The organism is Pseudomonas sp. GD04158 (genome assembly GCF_029834875.1).
Lineage (GTDB): Bacteria > Pseudomonadota > Gammaproteobacteria > Pseudomonadales > Pseudomonadaceae > Aquipseudomonas > Aquipseudomonas hydrolytica.
In genome coordinates this window covers 1-17846 of the sequence record NZ_JAODYT010000028.1, presented here as the reverse complement: position 1 = coordinate 17846, position 17846 = coordinate 1, and the positions used below count along the sequence as shown (strand labels likewise).

At 64.8% G+C, this 17846-nt stretch carries 17 protein-coding genes; 5 read left to right on the top strand and 12 right to left on the bottom strand.

Annotated features, from left to right (window positions below; genetic code table 11):
• Positions 1 to 10 precede the first annotated feature (10 nt).
• A complete protein-coding gene (locus N7333_RS12670) occupies positions 11 to 1132 on the bottom strand; it encodes an HDOD domain-containing protein (protein ID WP_012020085.1) in 1122 nt (373 codons plus the stop codon).
• Positions 1133 to 1134: 2 nt separating this feature from the next.
• Positions 1135 to 3435, bottom strand: a complete 2301-nt coding sequence (locus N7333_RS12665; RefSeq protein WP_129484148.1) for a GGDEF domain-containing phosphodiesterase — start codon at positions 3433 to 3435, stop codon at positions 1135 to 1137.
• Positions 3436 to 3603: 168 nt separating this feature from the next.
• Between N7333_RS12665 and desA the strand changes: the two genes are divergently transcribed.
• From desA to N7333_RS12650, 3 genes are all read left to right on the top strand, one after another.
• Positions 3604 to 4794, top strand: a complete 1191-nt coding sequence (gene desA, locus N7333_RS12660; protein ID WP_003242424.1) for a delta-9 fatty acid desaturase DesA — start codon at positions 3604 to 3606, stop codon at positions 4792 to 4794.
• Between the two features lie 111 nt (positions 4795 to 4905).
• Entirely contained in the window at positions 4906 to 5877 is a 972-nt protein-coding gene (locus N7333_RS12655) for a sensor domain-containing diguanylate cyclase (protein WP_254298597.1), read from the top strand.
• Between the two features lie 430 nt (positions 5878 to 6307).
• A complete protein-coding gene (locus N7333_RS12650; protein WP_129484150.1) occupies positions 6308 to 7624 on the top strand; it encodes an OprD family porin in 1317 nt (438 codons plus the stop codon).
• Between the two features lie 259 nt (positions 7625 to 7883).
• On the opposite strand, the gene N7333_RS12645 is transcribed toward N7333_RS12650, so the two are convergent.
• The 3 genes from N7333_RS12645 to N7333_RS12635 all read right to left on the bottom strand — a co-directional run bounded on the left by N7333_RS12645 (position 7884) and on the right by N7333_RS12635 (position 9734).
• A complete protein-coding gene (locus N7333_RS12645) occupies positions 7884 to 8225 on the bottom strand; it encodes a DUF2388 domain-containing protein (protein WP_012020080.1) in 342 nt (113 codons plus the stop codon).
• A 120-nt stretch (positions 8226 to 8345) separates the two neighbouring features.
• On the bottom strand, positions 8346 to 8795 hold the full coding sequence (locus N7333_RS12640) for an NfeD family protein (protein ID WP_003242420.1): 450 nt from the start codon (positions 8793 to 8795) through the stop codon (positions 8346 to 8348).
• Positions 8796 to 8798: 3 nt separating this feature from the next.
• Positions 8799 to 9734, bottom strand: coding sequence for an SPFH domain-containing protein (locus N7333_RS12635; protein ID WP_003242419.1), 936 nt, complete (start codon positions 9732 to 9734; stop codon positions 8799 to 8801).
• Positions 9735 to 9995: 261 nt separating this feature from the next.
• Here N7333_RS12635 and N7333_RS12630 point away from each other — a divergent pair, with 261 nt between their 5' ends.
• Entirely contained in the window at positions 9996 to 10676 is a 681-nt protein-coding gene (locus N7333_RS12630; RefSeq protein WP_129484151.1) for a murein L,D-transpeptidase catalytic domain family protein, read from the top strand.
• 2 nt (positions 10677 to 10678) lie between these two features.
• Here N7333_RS12630 and N7333_RS12625 read toward each other — a convergent pair whose 3' ends face one another.
• Both N7333_RS12625 and N7333_RS12620 read right to left on the bottom strand, forming a co-directional pair.
• The gene (locus N7333_RS12625) at positions 10679 to 12463 is read right to left on the bottom strand and encodes a GspE/PulE family protein (protein ID WP_003242416.1); all 1785 of its coding nucleotides are present in this window, start codon (positions 12461 to 12463) and stop codon (positions 10679 to 10681) included.
• Between the two features lie 97 nt (positions 12464 to 12560).
• Positions 12561 to 12887, bottom strand: a complete 327-nt coding sequence (locus N7333_RS12620) for a hypothetical protein (RefSeq protein ID WP_003242415.1) — start codon at positions 12885 to 12887, stop codon at positions 12561 to 12563.
• A gap of 127 nt (positions 12888 to 13014) precedes the next feature.
• Here N7333_RS12620 and N7333_RS12615 point away from each other — a divergent pair, with 127 nt between their 5' ends.
• Positions 13015 to 13482, top strand: coding sequence for an Lrp/AsnC family transcriptional regulator (locus N7333_RS12615; RefSeq protein WP_129484152.1), 468 nt, complete (start codon positions 13015 to 13017; stop codon positions 13480 to 13482).
• Here the strand turns inward: N7333_RS12615 and N7333_RS12610 are convergent.
• From N7333_RS12610 to N7333_RS12590, 5 genes are all read right to left on the bottom strand, one after another.
• Complete coding sequence (locus tag N7333_RS12610) at positions 13479 to 14162, bottom strand: DUF502 domain-containing protein (RefSeq protein WP_129484153.1); 684 nt, start codon at positions 14160 to 14162, stop codon at positions 13479 to 13481. The genes N7333_RS12615 and N7333_RS12610 overlap by 4 nt on opposite strands.
• A gap of 177 nt (positions 14163 to 14339) precedes the next feature.
• On the bottom strand, positions 14340 to 15620 hold the full coding sequence (dctM, locus tag N7333_RS12605) for a C4-dicarboxylate TRAP transporter large permease protein DctM (protein ID WP_012020076.1): 1281 nt from the start codon (positions 15618 to 15620) through the stop codon (positions 14340 to 14342).
• Positions 15617 to 16246 carry a TRAP transporter small permease gene (locus tag N7333_RS12600; protein ID WP_252576699.1) on the bottom strand — a complete coding sequence of 210 codons (630 nt, stop codon included), beginning with the start codon at positions 16244 to 16246 and terminating at the stop codon, positions 15617 to 15619. The genes dctM and N7333_RS12600 overlap by 4 nt, the downstream gene beginning before the upstream one ends.
• A gap of 136 nt (positions 16247 to 16382) precedes the next feature.
• Complete coding sequence (gene dctP, locus N7333_RS12595; RefSeq protein ID WP_012020075.1) at positions 16383 to 17375, bottom strand: C4-dicarboxylate TRAP substrate-binding protein DctP; 993 nt, start codon at positions 17373 to 17375, stop codon at positions 16383 to 16385.
• Positions 17376 to 17657: 282 nt separating this feature from the next.
• The coding region (locus N7333_RS12590) for a helix-turn-helix domain-containing protein (RefSeq protein WP_279858903.1) at positions 17658 to 17846 on the bottom strand (189 nt) is incomplete at its 5' end.

Below are 17846 nucleotides of genomic sequence, written 5' to 3'. Positions count from 1 at the left end.
GCGTCGCGCCTCAGGTCAGCCCGGCCAGACGGCGCAGGCGTTGCACTTCCTGGCTCTCGGCGCTGTGCAGTTCGGCGCTGGCCAGACGCATGAGAATAGGTTCGCGGCGGGTGTTGCCCGGCGCCAGGCCATAGCAGGCGCCAATCAGCTCGCGCAGCGGAATGGGCAGGCGCCAGTGGGCCTTGAGCCGGTTGGCCAGCTCGCTGCTGTGTTGTCGCAGGGCCTGCTGCAGCTGAGCGTCGCTCAGGGGCAGCGCGCGGTTGCGCCAGAGCTGCGCCTGCTGCAGCACGGCCAGCTCGCCCATGCCCTGCAGCAGGGCGGCACTCTGCAGCGGCGCGGGGTCCAGCTGACAGGCTTTGGCCAGGTCGCCGACCCGCTGTCGCAAGTTCAGCTGGGTCTCCAGGAGCCCCTGCGCCAGCGCCTTCAGATCGGCGTCCTGCAGGCTGGCCACCGGGCGCAGCGCCAGCCCCTGGATCAAATTCAGCGCGGTGGCGGCGCCCAGGCGCTTGACCGCATCAGCCAGGCTGATGCAGGGCTGCCCGGCACTGTTGTAGAGGCTGCTGTTGGCCGCTGCGATCAGCCGGGCCTGCACTGCCGGGTCCTGCTGCCAGTGCTCGTCGAGTTGCTGCAGGGTGGCAGGGGCTTCGCTCGCCTCGCGCAGCTGCTGACAGAGTTCGTCGCGCAGCGGCAGATCGATTTCCTCGTCTGGCAAGGCGGCGAGGTGGTGAGAAAAATCCTGATCGCTGACGATGGCCACGGCCGGCTCATCATCCTCGGGTAACAGGCGGCGCAGGCAGTCCAGCACCTTGGGCACCTGGAAGGGCTTGGTGATGAAGGCGCTGATGCCCAGCGGGCGTACCTCCAGCACGCTGTCGCGGTCGGCGCGCGCGGTGACCATCACCAGGGCCACCTGGCGATCCTGGCTGCGCACCGCCTGCAGCAGCAGGGTGCCGCTGCCGTCCGGCAGGTTCCAGTCGGCGATCACCAGCTGGGCGGGTTCGCGTTGCCAGGCCGAGATGGCGTCGCTCACCCGCGCCTGACAGTCGATGCGGGCGGCAGGGCGCAGGCTGAGCACGATCTGCTTGAGCAGGTCGGCGATCCAGGGGTCGTCCTCGAGAATCAGTACGCGCATGCTCAGCTCCTCGTATCGGTCTGGCTGGCCTGTGCCACGGTCGCCATCGGCGTGCCGCCATGGTTCGCGGTTACCGGTGCGGGACGGCCGAAGTGATAGCCCTGGCCATAATCGCAGCCGAGGGCGCGCAGGAAGTCCACCTGAGCCGGCGACTCGATGCCTTCGGCCAGTACGTACAGGCCCAGGCTATGGCCCAGCGCGATCACGGCGCGAGCGATGGCGGCGTCCTCGATGTCGTCCGGCAGGCCGCGCACGAAGCTCTGGTCGAGCTTGAGCTTGTCCACCGGCAGACGCTTGAGGCGCGCCAGGGAGCTGTAACCGGTACCGAAGTCGTCGATGGCCAGGCGCACGCCCAGGGCGCGCAGGCGGGTCAGCAGGGAGAGGGCGGCATCGGGATCTTCCATGATCGCGCTCTCGGTCACCTCCAGTTCCAGCTGCTGCGGCGACAGGCCGGTTTCCGCCAGGACCTGGGCCACCTTCAGATCAAGCTCGCCGCGGCTGAACAGGCGGCTGGAGACGTTCACCGCGACGAAGCGCAGGGCAGAGCCTTCGGCATTCCAGCGCATCATCTGGCCACAGGCCTGCTCCAGCACCCAGGCATCGATGGGGCCGATCATGCCGTTGTCTTCGGCGATCGGGATGAACTCCGCTGGGGGAATCAGGCCGCGCTGCGGATGCTGCCAGCGCACCAGCGCTTCCATGCCGACCGGGTTGCCGTTCTCCAAGTCGTGCAGCGGCTGGTAGAACACCCGTAGCTCATGATTGTCCAGGGCGTGGCGCAGGCTGCTGGCCAGCTCCACGCGCTGACGGGCGTAATCGGTCAGTTCCTGCACGTAGAAGGCATAGCCCTCGCGCCCGCTGCTCTTGGCCTTGAACAGGGCCGAGTCGGCGTTGCGCAGCACCTGCTCGACGCTGTCGGCATCATCCGGAAACAGGCTGATGCCGATGCTGGCGCCGATATACAACTCGTGCTCATCGAGGCGAAAGGGCGCCTCCAGACAGCGCAGCAGGTTCTGCGCCAGCTCGGCGGCCTGGGGCGCGCCGGCACAGGTTTCGCTGAGCAGGCCGAATTCGTCGCCACCCAGGCGGGCCAGGGTGCAGCCGCCGGGAAGGTCCTGCTGCAATCGCTCGCCGACGCTCTTGAGCAGCAGGTCGCCGACGTTGTGGCCAAGGCTTTCGTTGATGTGCTTGAAGTGATCCAGATCGATCAGCAGCACGGCGCCACGCAGTTGCTCGCTCTTGCTGCGTTCGAGGGCGTGGGCGATCCGCTCGGTGAACAGCAGCCGGTTGGGCAGGTTGCTCAGCGGGTCGTGATGGGCGAGGTAGTCGAGTTCGCGCTGCGAGCGCTTGAGCGCGGTGATGTCGGAGAACACCGCGACGTAATGGCTGATGCGCCCATGCTCGTCGTGGATGACGCGGATGCACTGCCATTGCGGGTAGATCTCGCCACTCTTGCGCCGGTTCCATACCTCACCGCTCCAGGCGTCACGATTGTGCAGGGCTTGCCACAGGCTCTGGTAGAAGGCGGCGTCGTGACGGCCGGACTTGAGCAGGGTGGGGTGCTGTCCCAGGACCTCTTCGGCGCTGTAGCCGGTGATGCGGCTGAAGGCCGGGTTGACGTGAACGATGCGCTGCTCGGGGTCGGTGACCAGCACGCCTTCCTGCGTGGCATCGAATACGGCCGCAGCCTGGCGCAGGCTTTCGTCGTTGGCGCGTTGCTGGGTGATGTCGCTGGCGATGCCGATGAAACGCTGTGGCCGCCCGCCTTCGTCGCGCAACAGGCGGCCGCGCGAGTGGAACCAGCGATAGGTGCCGTCGGCGTGGCGCAGGCGGTAAACGTTGTCGTAGCTGTCGTACTGCTGGTCGACGGCCAGTGCCTGCAGCACCCGCTCGCGGTCTTCCGGATGCAGGCGTTCGGCCCAGGCATCGCGGGTGTCGCCAAGCGCCTGCGGGGTCAACCCGAGCAGGGCGGCGTAGCTGGGGGAGAAGAACACCCGCCGGGCGGCGAAATCCCAATCCCAGAGCCCGTCGCGGGTGGCATCCAGGGCAAGGCGCAGGCGCTCCTCATTGCTGGTCAGTTGCAGGCGAGCGCGCCGGTACTGCTGGGCGTGCCGATGCAGCACCAGATACAGCAACGCCGCGGTCAGGCCGACGAAGATCAGGCCCTTGAGCGATTGCAGCCGTTCCAGCTGGGCCAGTGACAGGCCCAGCACGGTCAACAGTTGGTCGCTGAGAAGAATCCACAGACCGGCGAGCAGCAGGTAGCCCAGGGTCAGGCGCAAGGCGGCGATGTCGATACGCATGGGCTGGTGGCTGCGCTCCCGGTAAATGCTGGGCAGTATAGATGCTTCGAGGCCGAAACATTCTTATCTAAAAGACCAACTGGTTTTCTGTCTTGGGTCAGCGATAATGCGCCCAGGTGAGTCCTTGTAGGACAAGCCGCGTTTCCCTTTCAAGAGGCATCTGCGTCCATGTGGTACAACGGTTTACTCGACCTTTCGGTCTGGCAGCTGATCGCTGCGACCCTGCTGATGACGCATGTGACCATCGTCAGCGTCACCGTCTATCTGCACCGCTACTCCGCGCACCGTGCGCTGGAACTGCACCCCGCGCTCAAGCATTTCTTCCGTTTCTGGCTGTGGTTGACGACTGGCCAGAACACCCGCGAGTGGACCGCGATTCACCGCAAGCACCACGCCAAGTGCGAAACCGTCGATGATCCGCACAGCCCGGTGATCAAGGGGCTGGGCACCGTGCTGCGCAAAGGCGCCGAACTCTATCAGGAAGAGGCGAAGAACCAGGAAACCCTGCGTATCTACGGCAAGAACTGTCCGGACGACTGGATCGAGCGCAATGTCTACAGCCGCTATCCGATCGGCGGCGTAACGCTGATGGCGATCATCGATCTGGCCCTGTTCGGCGTGCTCGGCATCACCGTCTGGGCAATCCAGATGATGTGGATTCCGGTATGGGCCGCCGGCGTGATCAACGGTCTCGGCCATGCCGTGGGCTATCGCAATTTCGAGTGCCGTGACGCGGCCACCAACCTGGTGCCCTGGGGCATCCTGATCGGCGGCGAGGAGCTGCACAACAATCACCACACCTACCCCAACAGCGCCAAGCTGTCGGTGAAGAAGTGGGAATTCGACATGGGCTGGGCCTGGATCAAGCTCTTCAGCTTCCTCGGTCTGGCCCAGGTGCAGCGCGTCGCGCCCATCGCCCATCGGGTCGAAGGCAAGCGCAGCCTGGACATGGACACCGCCATGGCCATCCTCAACAACCGCTTCCAGATCATGGCGCAGTACCGCAAGCTGGTGATCGCACCGCTGGTCAAGCAGGAAGTGGCCAAGGCCGACGAGTCCGTTCGTCACCTGTTCCGCCGTGCCAAGCGCCTGCTGTCGCGTGAGCCGAGCCTGCTGGAAGAGCAGCACCACGCGCGCATCGCCGACCTGCTGGCGCAAAGCCAGGCACTCAAGGTGATCTACGAGAAGCGCCTGGCGCTGCAGCAGATCTGGGTCAAGACCAGCAGCAACGGCCACGACATGCTCGAGGCCATGAAGCAGTGGGTGCATGAGGCCGAGGCCAGCGGCATCCAGTCGCTGCGCGAGTTCGCCGAGCAGCTCAAGACCTACTCGCTGCGTCCCGCTGCCGCCGCAGTCTAAACCGCTGCGCATTTCCTCCAAGGGCCCGCCGAACGGCGGGCCTTTGTCTTTGTCCAACAGCTCGCACTATGCTCACTTTATGCTTATGCGAGGGATTGGATGGCCGCTGTGATGGATGATCAAGGCAACGGTGTTTCTGAGCTGGAAGAACTGACCCTGGCCCTGCTGCACAGCCGTGCCGAGGTGGAGCGGCTGCGAGAGCGCGAACAGCTGTTCAGCAGCCTGCTCGGCAGCGTCAACGCCGCGCTCTGGGCGTTCGATTGGGATGAGCAGCGGGTGATCTACGTCAGCCCTGCCTACGAACGCATTTTCGGCCGTTCCGCGGCCCTGCTGCTGGCCGACTACGGAGAGTGGCGCAACAGCATCTACCCTGACGATCTCGATTACGCCGCCGAGAGCCTGGCCAAGGTACTGGAAACCGGCGCAGTGGAGTTTCGTGAGTACCGCATCATCCGCTCCGATGGCCAGTTGCGCTGGCTCAGCGACAAGTGCTTCGTTAGCCCACGCTCGGCGGCAGGGCAGGGGTGCGTGATAGTCGGCATCGCCGAGGACATCACCGAGAAGAAGCGTCTGGAAGGCGAGCTGCATCGTCTGGCCACCACCGACGTGCTGACCCAGAGCAGCAATCGCCGGCACTTCTTCGAATGTGCCCGCCGCGAATTCGAGCACGCGCGCAAGTTCGGCAGCCCGCTGGCCTTCCTGCTGCTCGATCTCGACGACTTCAAGAAGATCAACGACCAGTACGGTCATCAGCTCGGTGACCAGGTGCTGCAGCGTCTGGCGCAGTGCGGCGCCAACGCATTGCGTCGCGGCGACCTGTTCGGTCGCATCGGTGGCGAGGAGTTCGCTGCCCTGTTCCCCGGCTGCGAACCGGATGTCGCCCTGCAGGTAGCCGAGCGCTTGCAGCGCGAGGTGCAACGCCTGAGCTTCCAGCATGAGGGCGTCAGCTTCGGCATCACCGTCAGCCAGGGGCTGACCAGCATGCGCGCTGCCGACGTCAACCTCGACGCGCTCTATGCACGCGCCGATGCCGCCATGTACCTGGCCAAGCGCCAGGGCAAGAACCAGATCGTCCTGGGCTGAGGGCTTGGCGATTTTCCGCCTGAGAGGGGGTTCTCATAAGCGGAAAATTGCCGGTCATGCCTGGTCATCAAGCGGTAACTGCTCTGCAGAAAAACTGTAACCTACTGTTCTAGAAGCCTTGCGATGGCCTTGCCTGATTCTGGCGCGGTCCCTGCATAGGGCCCTGGACGATGCCGGCTGGGATGTCGGCGCAAAATAACAACGACGTGAGAGCACCACCATGCACCACTCTGCCCGCCTCATCTCGGCTGCCCCTGCGCGCGCGCCGTTGTTCCGTTCTTCCTGAGTTTCTTCCGCATCCGTTTCGGCCAGGCCTCGAGCCGTGTCCTGGCGTGCGGGTGCGTATGCCCCATTCGTTCCGGCCTGCCTCTTCGTGCCGAAGTCTGTGTCCGGACGAAGCGTCACCTTAAACACACTGGAGAGAAACATAATGAGAAAGACCTCCCTGGCACTGGCCGTAGCCGCCAGCACCCTGGGCCTGAGCCAAGTAGCCGTTGCTGACTTCATCGGTGACAGCAAGGCCAACCTGACTCTGCGCAACTTCTACTTCGACCACAACACCAAGAACACCGCCAACAACAACGGTGAAGCGAAGGAGTGGGGCCAAGGCTTCATCTTCAACTACACCTCCGGTTTCACCGAAGGCACCGTAGGCTTCGGTGTTGATGCGGTAGGCCTGCTGGGTGTGAAGCTGGACTCCGGTGGCCGTGCCAACAAGACTGGTCGTGATCGCACCCCGGGTGCTCTGTTCCCGCTGGAAAGCGATGGCAGCGCCGTTGATGAGTTCAGCAAGGGCGGTCTGACCGGTAAGGTCCGTGTTTCCAAGACCGAGGCACGTATCGGCACCCTGACTCCGCGCCTGCCGATCCTGGTATCCAACGACGGCCGTCTGCTGCCGCAGTTGTTCGAAGGTGGTCAGATCACCTCTAACGAAATCGACAACCTGACCCTGACTGCCGGTCAGATCGAGCACGCCGTAGGCCGTGCTTCGAGCAACAGCACCGGTTTGTCGGTTGCCGGCGGCAGCGAAGCCAGCAACAAGTTCTACTTCGCCGGTGGTGACTGGAAAGTAAACAGCGACCTGACTGCTCAGTACTACTACGCCAACCTCGAAGACTACTACAAGCAGCACTTCGCCGGCCTGGGCCACAACCTGGCGCTGGGTGAAGGCACCCTGAAGACCGATCTGCGCTATTTCCGCACCAATTCCGATGGCAAGAACGGTAAAGAAGCCGGCTACTCGGTGGGCGGTTACACCCGTAATGGCGATGGCAAGATCGACAACAACACCTGGAGCGCCGCGTTCACTTACAGCCTGGGCAGCCATGCCGTGATGCTGGGTCATCAGCGCGTTTCTGAAGACAGCAACTTCGTGCAGCTGAACCAGGGTGGCATCGAAGGTTCCGCTGGTGCCAGCGTGTACCTGCTGACCGACCGCCTGGTTAACAGCTTTACCCGTGCCGGCGAACGCACCACCTTCGGTCAGTACAGCTACGATTTCGCCAACCTGGGTGCTCCGGGTCTGAAAGCGTCGGTGATCTACCTGAAAGGCACCAACATTCAGGTTGCTGGCGCCAACGAGGCCAAGGAGTGGGAGCGCGACATCGCCCTGGATTACGTGTTCCAGGAAGGTGCCCTGAAGGGCCTGGGTCTGGGCTGGCGCCACGGTGTGCTGCGTGGCAACACCTCTACCGCCGACGCCGACCAGAACCGTCTGATCGTCAGCTACACCCTGCCGCTGCTGTAAGTCGGCAGCTCTCCGGAAGGCCTGTTGCAGGCCTGTCGTTCCGGAGGCTTGATGAAAATGCCCGCATCCATTGGATGCGGGCATTTTTTATGAACGCGATATCGGTCGGCTGCAGCGCGAGCCCACTGGCAGAGCCCGTACTAGCTGAATACACCCAATCCGCTGCTGCGCGGCAAGCTCCTTGCGACGCTCGCAAATGGATGCGCTTGCCCCGGCCATATCGGGTGCATCGACCGCCAATTCTGCTTCGCGCTTGCGCTCAGCGTGCGTCGGCGGTGCTGGCATCCAGCGGTGCCGCGGAGGCAGCGAGAATGGCGCTGGCCAGGGCCATGTCGTCGCTATCGCGCAACTGCGGGTTATCGCTGCGCAGCTGCTGTAGCGCCGCTTCCAAATGCGGGCCACGGATCTCTCCGGCGCTGGCGACGAAGCTGCTGGCATCCTCTTCGGCGGCGGCGACCAGCTTGCGATCCTTGAAGGTCAGGTAGGTGGACGCAGTCGTGGCGCCGGAAGACAGAATGTCGCGCAGCAGGCCATCGGCGGCGGCGGTCTGAGCGATCAGGGCGGCGCTCAGCGCCAGGGCGGCTCGGCTCATTACTCGCATGGGGGGTACTCCTGTGGATTGACTCCCTTGCTCAGAGTCGTGCGGGCCCCTTGTGGTTCCTTGTGGGCGATGGCCGGTCGCCATGACCGGCCACCGTCGAATGGCCTCTTTCGCGTTCGCTCAGGCGTCCTGCTCGACTCGCAGAATCACGCCGTCCTGGGCCACGACCTTGACCTGACTGCCTACCGGCAGGTCAGGTCCGCTGACCAGCCACAGGCTGTCGCCAGCCTTGATCTTGCCGCGACCGCCGACGATGGGCTCGTGCAGGGCGAAGCGCCGGCCGAGCAGTTCGCTGCCGCGGCGGTTGAGGCCGGGCTGGTCGCTGGGGCGCAGCATGCTGCGTTGACGGCGCCACCAGACCACGGCAGTGAGGATGGCCAGCAGGCCGAACAGGAAGAACTGCCAGACCCAGGGCAGCTCGGGAAACAGATAGGTGAGCACGCCGACGCAGGCGGCGGCCAGGCCGATCCACAGCAGGTAGCCGCCAGCGCCGAAGACTTCGAGTATCAGCAGGACAGTGGCCAGCGCCAGCCAGTCCCAGAAAGACAGGTGTTGCAGGTAATGGATCATCGATCAGCCCCGCTTCCCGCCTGTAGCATCGGCGCCGAAGGTGGCCCTGACGATTTCGCCGATGCCGCCCACCGCGCCGATCACCTGGCTGGCCTCCAGCGGCATCAGCACCACCTTGCTGTTGTTGGCCGATGCCAGTTGCCCGAGCGCCTCGACGTATTTCTGGGCGACGAAATAATTGACCGCCTGCACGTTGCCCTCGGCAATCGCCTGGGATACCACGCGAGTCGCCTCCGCTTCGGCCTGGGCTGCCCGCTCGCGAGCCTCGGCTTCGAGGAAGGCGGCCTGGCGCTCGCCCTCGGCACGGAGAATCTCCGCCTGCTTGTGCCCCTCTGCGGTGAGGATGGCGGCCGAGCGCGAGCCTTCGGCTTCGAGAATCTGTGCGCGCTTGAGGCGTTCGGCCTTCATCTGGCTGGCCATGGCCTCGACCAGGTCGGCGGGCGGGCTGATGTCCTTGATCTCGATCCGGGTGATCTTGATACCCCAGGGGGCGGTGGCTTCGTCCACGGTCTTGAGCAGACGCTCGTTGATCGCATCGCGCTGGCTGAGCATGGCGTCCAGCTCCATGGAGCCGAGCACGGTACGGATGTTGGTCATCACCAGGTTGCGGATGGCGTGCTCCAGGTCGTTGACCTCGTAGGCGGCCTGGGCCGCATTGATCACCTGGAAGAAGCACACCGCATCGATCTGCACGATGGCGTTATCGGCGCTGATCACCTCCTGCGGCGGGATATCGAGCACGCTTTCCATCACGTTGAGCTTGCGGCCGATACGGTCCATCACCGGGACGATGATGTTGAGGCCGGGCTTGAGCGTGGTGGTGTAGCGGCCGAAGCGCTCCACCGTCCATTCCGAGCCCTGCGGCACCACCTTGAACCCCATGTAGACGATGGCCACGGCCAGGCCGACGAACAGCAGCAGGACGCCACCGATTTCCATAGTGCGATCTCCCTCGTGCGCATATGAGCGGCCCTGCGCAAGGTGCGCAGTGGCCTTCTGGCATCTAAGCATAGTCGCTATGCGCCTGCCGCCGACCCCTTCTCAGTGCCTGGTGCCGGCGTTGCCGGCTGGGCGCAGACGTGACCTGGCGCTCATTGTCGGCAGAGTGTTCGCTGTCCGTCCGCCGAGCTGCCGCGAGCCTGGCCATTGGGCTATCTTCGCTCGTATGACAGATGTCTTGCGGGAGGAGAGGGCAGGTCGATGTTTCGAGCCATTGGCCGTCATGCTCTGGTGCTGCTGTTCGGTGTGTTTGGCGCCGCGAGCGCGTGCGCCGACGAGCTGTTCGAGGCGCTGACCAGGCAGGCGCCCGAGCTTGAAGTGCAGGCCCTGCGCCAGGCGCTCGGCGCCATGCGCTGTGCGCAGAGTCGGGGCGCAGGGGCTGCCAGTCGGCTGGCGGTGATCGATTACTCGCAGCCCTCCAGCGCACGGCGCCTGTGGATCTTCGACCTGCAGGGCAGGCGCCTGCTGCTGCGCGATCTGGTCGCCCATGGGCGTGGCTCCGGCGAGGATGTCGCCGCGCTGTTTTCCAACGAGCCGGGGAGCCACCAGAGCAGCCTCGGCCTGTTTCGCACCGCGGAAAGCTACAGCGGCAAGCACGGCTACTCGCTGCGCATGGATGGCCTGGAGCCCGGCCTCAACGATCGGGCGCGCGAGCGCGCCATCGTCATCCATGGCGCCGACTACGTGAGCTCCGGCTGGCTGCAGGCGCACGGCCGTCTGGGGCGCAGCCTGGGCTGTCCGGCGGTCAGGCAGGAGGTGGCGCGAACGGTGGTCGATCAGCTGGTGGGCGGTCAGTTCCTCTTCGCCTGGCATTCCGACCCGCGCTGGCTGGATGCGTCCGCGCTGTCGCCGTGCCGCCAACTCGCCGCAGGGGCGCGCTGAACTCAGCGATGCTCGCTCTGCGGCGTGACGCGCAGCACTTCCTCGATGGTGGTCAGGCCCGCGGCGATCTTCTGCGCACCGGACAGGCGCAGGCTGCGCATGCCATCCTTGAAGGCCGCGCGGCGCAGGGCGGTGAGGTCGGTGTCGGCGCTGATCAGCGGCTTGATGGCGTCGTTGATCAGCATGATCTCGTAGACGCCGGCGCGGCCGCGGTAGCCGGTTTCGCGACATTCCAGGCAACCGACGGCGTGGTGCGCCTGGGTCGGCAGTGGCGAGCTCCAGGGCCGGGTCAGGCCGTTCCAGGTGTCTTCGTCCAGCTGCACCGGTGCCTTGCAGTGCGGGCACAGGGTACGCACCAGGCGCTGGGCCATGACGCCGAGGATGGTGGCCTTGAGCAGGTAGTGCGGCACGCCCAGTTCCAGCAGGCGGGTGATGGCGCTGGGGGCATCGTTGGTGTGCAGGGTGGAGAGTACCAGGTGACCGGTGAGTGCGGCCTGGATGGCCATCTCGGCGGTTTCCAGGTCGCGAATCTCGCCGACCATGATGATGTCCGGGTCCTGGCGCATCAGGGCGCGCACGCCGCTGGCGAAGGTCAGGTCGATATTGTGCTGCACCTGCATCTGGTTGAAGGCGCCCTCGATCATCTCGATCGGGTCCTCGATGGTGCAGACGTTCACCTCCGGCGTGGCCAGTTGCTTGAGCGTGGTGTAGAGCGTGGTGGTCTTGCCCGAGCCGGTGGGGCCGGTGACCAGGATGATGCCGTTGGGCTGGCTCGTCATGCTATGCCAGCGGCGCAGATCGTCCGGGGAGAAGCCGAGCTGGTCCGGGCTCTTCAGCAGCACCTCGGGGTCGAAGATACGCATCACCATCTTCTCGCCGAAGGCGGTGGGCAGGGTGGACAGGCGCAGCTCCACCTCGCCGCCGTCCGGAGTCTTGGTCTTGACCCGGCCGTCCTGGGGTTTGCGCTTTTCGGCGATGTTCATGCGGCCGAGGTTCTTCAGGCGGCTGACCACCGCCATGGTGACCTGGGCGGGGAACTGGTAGACGTTGTGCAGCACGCCGTCGATGCGAAAGCGCACGGTGCCCTGCTCGCGGCGCGGTTCGATGTGGATATCGCTGGCGCGCTGCTGGAAGGCGTACTGGAACAGCCAGTCGACGATGTTGACGATGTGCGCATCGTTGGCGTCCGGCTCCTGATCCTGGGCGCCAAGGCTGAGCAATTGCTCGAAGTTGCCGACGCCGCTGATCTTCTGGTCGGTGGCATTGGCACCGCTGACCGAGCGGGCCAGGCGATAGAACTCGGTGGTGAAGCGCTGGATGTCCGCCGGGTTGGCCACCACGCGCTTGATCGGGCGCTTGAGCACGTGGATCAGGTTGGCTTCCCAGCTGTGCACCAGCGGCTGGCTGCTGGCGATGGTCACGCTCTCGCTGTCCACCGCCACGGCAAGGATCTTGTGACGCTGGGCGAAGGCGTAGGACATCAATGGGGTGATGGCCGGTACGTCGATCTTCAGCGGGTCGATGCGCAGGTAGGGTTGGCCGGCGAAGTTGGCCAGCCAGACGGTAAGGGTTTCCAGATCGAGTTTCTTGCCCGGGCGGGTCAGGTCGTCGACCTGCTGCGCCGCGAGGAATTCCAGCGGGTGCTGGGTGTTGTTCAGCGAACTGCGGCGAATCGCCAGGCACTGCTCGGCCACCTCCTGGGCGACCCGGCCCTGGGCAACCAGCTCGCGCAGCAGGTCGCCAAGATCCAGTACGCGGTCTTGGGCGGTGGCGGCAAATGCGGACATGCGGGCTCCTCGGGGTCGGCCTGGACAAGGGTAGCCGAACTAGGATGCCCGAAAAGCGCCGGCAGGGCGAAGGGGCCGGCGTGATCGAGCGCCCGCTTCAGGCCACCTCCGTCTCCAGGCTGTGATCCAGATGCTGCCAATCCACCTGCCACACGCACACCAGACCGCGCAGTTTCTGCGCCAGCACGCCGGCCCGGTGCAGCGAGAGGCCGGGCAGGCGCAGGCTGATGTGCAGGTCGTCCTGCAAGCGTTCCATGTGCAGAGCCTCGGGGAGCAGCTGCAATTGGGCGAACAGCCCGAGCAGGCGGCACATCACGTCGGCTTCGGCATCGGTGCGCAACTGGTATTCGACGCAGGCATCGGCGCGATCCTGCCAGGGATCGCGGCGCTGAGGCAGGGCGGGAAACGGCGTGGTATCGGGCATGGCGGTCACTCGGGCAGGTTTTGCCTAAGTTTCCGCTTTCCGGCGGCAAAAGTTCTGCCTGGTTTAGTGGGAAAACCTAGATCTTGTGGATAGTCTTGCCCTGTATTGGCTGTCTGAGGGATTTTTTATGTCCGTAGCTCTGGATTCGTACGATCAGCGCATTCTTGCCTTGTTGCAGGAGGATGCCGGCCTGTCCACCGGCGAGATCGCCGCGCGCGTCGGCTTGTCGCAATCGCCCTGCTGGCGCCGCATCCAGCGCCTCAAGGAGGAGGGGGTGATCCGCAAGCAGGTGACCCTGCTCGATCGCAAGCGTATCGGTCTGCACACCCAGGTCTTCGCCCAGGTCAAGCTCAACGCCCATGGCCGCTCCAACCTCACCGAGTTCGCCGAGGCCATGCGCGAGTTTCCCGAGGTACTGGAATGTCACGTGCTGATGGGAGCGGTGGACTTCATGCTGCGCATCGTCACCCGTGACATCGAGGCCTACGAGCGCTTCTTCTTCGAGAAGCTGTCGCTGGTGCCGGGGATCCAGGAGGTCAACTCCATCGTCGCCCTGTCGGAGATCAAGTCGACCACCAGCCTGCCGCTGGGCTAGGGGCTGGTCGGTGCTGGCGGGGTCGGCGTGCCGCGTTCGGGATGGCGTTTGCCCGGCGGCGGGGTGAGGCCCATGGAAACGTAGATGCTGGTGAGCTGATCGACGCCCATCTCGGCCGGACGAATCCACGCCTGCGGCACATAGAGCAGGCCACCGCCGACCGGGATCGGCGCGGTGGGGACCAGGATCGCGCAGTAGGGGCGTCCCTCCAGCTCGATGGTTTCCGAGCTGGGGCGCAGGGCAAGTACGGCGACACCCTCGCCGCCGAAGAAGCACCAGACCGGTGCCATGGTGGTGATATCCGGGTTCTTGCTCTTGTCCAGCAGGCCGACGAAGCGGTCGGCCAGGTTGTAGAAGTTGCCGATCAGCGGGGTGCGCCGCAGGGTGCGATCGAGCAGCCAGGACAGCGGCCTGCGCAGCCCCATCTGCACCGCCAGGCCCAGTGGATAAAGGCTGGCCAGCAGCACCAGGCTGCCGAGCAGATAGGCCAGGTAGCTGTTGCTGGAGAACGGCTGGCCGAGTGCGGCGAACAACTGGCCAATCAGGGTCGAGGGCCCGACCAGGCGGTTGAGCAGGCTGAAGATCCAGGCCAGCAGGGCCAGGGTGAGCACCAGGGGCAGCAGTGACAGCAGGCCGGTCAGCCAGGTGGTGACGATGGATTTCAGGCTGCTTCTGATCATGCATCCGGCTCCTTAGCGAGTGTGCAGGCGACTTTACGCCAAGCCGGGCGATTCTGCGCACAACAGCGCGTTGCGAGAGCTGATGGAAGTTGGTGCGGCGCAAAAAAAAAGCCCGGCACTCAGGCCGGGCGGAGTCGGTACACAAAGTACCAAAGAAGCAGCGTTGGATAGCGTGGTTCACATACCGAGCAGGTTCGGCAGGGTCATGGACACGGCCGGGATGTAGGTGATCACCATCAGGAAGCTGATCAGCATCATCAGCCACGGCAGGGCGGCGCGAATCACGTGGGTCAGCGGCATGCCGGTCACCGCCGAGGTGACGAACAGGTTCAGTCCCACGGGTGGCGTGATCAGGCCGATCTCCATGTTCACCACCATGATGATGCCCAGGTGGATCGGGTCGATGCCCAGCTGCATGGCGATGGGGAAGAGGATCGGCGCGAGGATCAGGATGATCGCCGAGGGCTCCATGAAGGCCCCGGCCACCAGCAGCACGATGTTCACCACCAGCAGGAACTGCCAGGGCTGCAGGCCCAGCTCCACCACCCAGGCGGTGATCTGTTGCGGGATCTGCTCGGTGGTCAGCACGTGGGCGAAGAGCATGGCGTTGGCGATGATGAACATCAGCATGATGGTCAGCTTGCCGGACTCCAGCAGCACCTTCGGGCACTCGCGGATGGTCAGGTCCTTGTACACGAACAGCGCGACGAAGCCGGCGTAGACCGCCGCCACGGCCGCGGCCTCGGTGGGCGTGAACATGCCGCTGTAGATACCGCCGAGGATGATCACCATCAGCAGCAGACCCCAGAACGCCTCGCGCGCAGCGCGCAGCCACTCGCGGAAGCTGGCGCGCGGCAGGGCCGGCAGCTTCTTGATGCGCGCGACGATGTAGATCGCGATCATCAGCGCCAGGCCGAGCATCACGCCGGGCACCACGCCGGCCATGAACAGCTTGCCCACCGACTGCTCGGTGGCGGCGGCGTACACCACCATCACGATCGACGGCGGAATCAGGATGCCCAGGGTACCGGCGTTGCACACGATGCCGGCGCCGAAGGCCTGCGGATAACCGGAACGCACCATGCCGGCGATGGCGATGGAGCCGACCGCGGCCACGGTGGCCGGCGAGGAGCCGGACAGTGCGGCGAACAGCATGCACGCCAGCACCGCACCGATGGCCAGGCCGCCACGGATGTGGCCGACGCAGGCGTTGGCGAAGTCGATCAGGCGACGGGCCACGCCGCCGGTGGTCATGAAGGCACCGGAGAGCAGGAAGAACGGGATGGCCAGCAGGGTGTAGTGCTCGGAGGTCTCGAACAGCTTGATCGCCAGCGAGCGCACCGAGTCGGGGCTGAACAGCATGATGGTGATCGAGCCGGCCAGGCCGAGCGACGCAGCGATCGGCACGCCGATGAACATCAGCAGGAACAGCAGCAGGAAGAGGAACAGGACGGTCATTGCTTGGGCTCCTCGTGCTCATTGACCTTCAGGGCGTCGGCGGCCTCGTCGGCCAGACCCAGGCCGGTCTGCTGATTGCGCAGGATGCGCACCAGGATCTCGAGGAAGCGGACGAACACCATGGCGTAGCCGAAGGGCACGATCATGCCGATGTGCCACTGCTGAATGCCGTAGTGGCCGAGGTCTTCGGCACCGATGCCGGCGATGAACAGGGTGCGGACCCAGTCGAAGCTGCCGACCGCGATCAGGCCGGCGTAGCCCAGGCAGCACAGGCAGGCGATCACGCCGATGATGCGCTGGATACCGCGCGGGGCGAGCTTGACCAGGGCATCGACGCCGATGTGGCCGGCGGTGCGCACGCCATAGGCCAGGCCGAAGAAGATCAGCCAGCCGAACAGGGCCTTGGTCAGGGCATTGCTCCAGGTCATCGCCTGGGCCATGTCGAGAATGAAGTCGCCGATAGCGAGCAGAGTCTCGTTACCGCCGAAGGTGTCACCCAGCCAGTAGAACAGGGTGTAGAAGTTGTTGAGGATCACGTAGACGAAAGTGATCAGCGTCATGGCCGCCAGGAGGAAAGCGATGAAGCCTTCCTCGAAGTGCTCCCAGACGCGCCGCAAGGCGTTCATGGTCGGTTCTCCCGAATGGAAAGGGCGTAGGGTGGGGCAGCTGGGCCGACCCACCGGTTGCAGCATGACGGTGCCCGCGCGGGCACCGTGGTGGGTCGCTATCTGCCGATACCGCCCACCCTACGGCTCTCCGGCCTTACTGCTGGTTGGCCGCTTGTGCAGCCTTGATCAGATCGGCGCCGATCTCGCCTTCGAACTTCTTCCATACCGGCTGCATGGCTTCGCGCCACTGATTGCGCTGCTCCGGAGTCAGCGTCAGGATTTCGGTGCTGCCGGCTTCGAGGATGCGCTGCTTGTCGCCTTCGTTGAGGGCGTCAGCCTGCTTGTTCACCTCGACGGTGACCTCGTCCATGATCTTGCTCAGCTCGTCACGCACGTCTGCCGGCAGGCCGTCCCAGAACTTGGTGTTGGTGATCACCATGTAGTCGAGCAGGCCGTGGTTGGACTCGGTGATGTACTTCTGCACTTCGTGCATCTTCTGGCTGTAGATGTTCGAGTAGGGGTTCTCGGCACCGTTGACCACGCCAGTCTGCAGGCCCTGATAGACCTCGGCGAAGCTCATCTTGCGCGGGTTGGCGCGCACGGCCTTGAACTGCTCTTCCAGCACTGCGGAAGCCTGTACGCGGAACTTCAGACCCCGGGCGTCCTTGGGCTCGAGCAGCGGCTTGTTGGCCGACAGCTGCTTCAGGCCGTTGTGCCAGTAGGCCAGGCCGGTGATGCCCTTGTCGGTCATGGAGGTCAGCAGCTTCTGGCCTTCAGCGCTCTTCTGGAAGCGATCCACCGCAGCCATGTCGTCGAACAGGAACGGCAGGTCGAACACCTGCAGCTGCTTGGTGTAATGCTCGAACTTGGCCAGGGACGGGGCGATCATCTGCACGTCGCCGAGCAGCAGCGCTTCCATTTCCTTGCCGTCGCCGAACAGCGAGGAGTTCGGGTAGACCTCGACCTTGACCTTGCCAGCCAGACGCTCCTCGGCCAGTTGCTTGAACAGAACGGCACCCTGACCTTTCGGGGTGTGCTCGGCAACCACATGGGAGAACTTGATGACGATCGGATCGGCAGCGTGAACCACGCCAGCGATGGACAGGGACAGGGCGCAGACCAGCGCCTTGGCAGACAGTTTGAACATGCGGATGCTTCCTCTTGTTGTGTTTATCGCATTGGCGCCGAAGCGCTGCTGACGAACGAACAAGGGCAAGTCTAGGCGGCTTGGGGAAAAACGCCGGGGGCGTCAGCGAGGCCTGGACTTGTACTTGTGGGTTCGCTTGGAGTTTGCCTAGAGCAACCCTTGTGCCAGTCCGCATGAGCGCGCTGTCGGTGCGCCGGTAAAGCCCGTTCTACGGGCCTTGGTGGCATTCTGCCGGCTGCCGGCCGAGGCGTGCCGGCAGCGCGTTTGGCGGTTTGCCGCCAGTCAGTCGAAATCCTCTGGCGAGCTTCCGCCAGCGCCGGAGAAATTCAGGCCGTGCTTGCGCAGCTTGTCGTGCAGGGTCTTGCGCGGCACGCCCAGCGCCTCGGCCAGGCTGCGCAGCGAGCCATGCGGGCGGCTCAGCTCGGCGGCGATCAGCGCCCGCTCGAAGGCTTCGACCTGCTCGCTAAGGCC

Coding starts and splice junctions, on each gene's coding strand:
- N7333_RS12670 (WP_012020085.1), bottom strand. CDS start 1,132: ATGCGCGTACTGATTCTCGAGGACGACCCCTGGATCGCCGACCTGCTC.
- N7333_RS12665 (WP_129484148.1), bottom strand. CDS start 3,435: ATGCGTATCGACATCGCCGCCTTGCGCCTGACCCTGGGCTACCTGCTG.
- desA (WP_003242424.1), top strand. CDS start 3,604: ATGTGGTACAACGGTTTACTCGACCTTTCGGTCTGGCAGCTGATCGCT.
- N7333_RS12655 (WP_254298597.1), top strand. CDS start 4,906: ATGGATGATCAAGGCAACGGTGTTTCTGAGCTGGAAGAACTGACCCTG.
- N7333_RS12650 (WP_129484150.1), top strand. CDS start 6,308: ATGAGAAAGACCTCCCTGGCACTGGCCGTAGCCGCCAGCACCCTGGGC.
- N7333_RS12645 (WP_012020080.1), bottom strand. CDS start 8,225: ATGCGAGTAATGAGCCGAGCCGCCCTGGCGCTGAGCGCCGCCCTGATC.
- N7333_RS12640 (WP_003242420.1), bottom strand. CDS start 8,795: ATGATCCATTACCTGCAACACCTGTCTTTCTGGGACTGGCTGGCGCTG.
- N7333_RS12635 (WP_003242419.1), bottom strand. CDS start 9,734: ATGGAAATCGGTGGCGTCCTGCTGCTGTTCGTCGGCCTGGCCGTGGCC.
- N7333_RS12630 (WP_129484151.1), top strand. CDS start 9,996: ATGTTTCGAGCCATTGGCCGTCATGCTCTGGTGCTGCTGTTCGGTGTG.
- N7333_RS12625 (WP_003242416.1), bottom strand. CDS start 12,463: ATGTCCGCATTTGCCGCCACCGCCCAAGACCGCGTACTGGATCTTGGC.
- N7333_RS12620 (WP_003242415.1), bottom strand. CDS start 12,887: ATGCCCGATACCACGCCGTTTCCCGCCCTGCCTCAGCGCCGCGATCCC.
- N7333_RS12615 (WP_129484152.1), top strand. CDS start 13,015: ATGTCCGTAGCTCTGGATTCGTACGATCAGCGCATTCTTGCCTTGTTG.
- N7333_RS12610 (WP_129484153.1), bottom strand. CDS start 14,162: ATGATCAGAAGCAGCCTGAAATCCATCGTCACCACCTGGCTGACCGGC.
- dctM (WP_012020076.1), bottom strand. CDS start 15,620: ATGACCGTCCTGTTCCTCTTCCTGCTGCTGTTCCTGCTGATGTTCATC.
- N7333_RS12600 (WP_252576699.1), bottom strand. CDS start 16,246: ATGAACGCCTTGCGGCGCGTCTGGGAGCACTTCGAGGAAGGCTTCATC.
- dctP (WP_012020075.1), bottom strand. CDS start 17,375: ATGTTCAAACTGTCTGCCAAGGCGCTGGTCTGCGCCCTGTCCCTGTCC.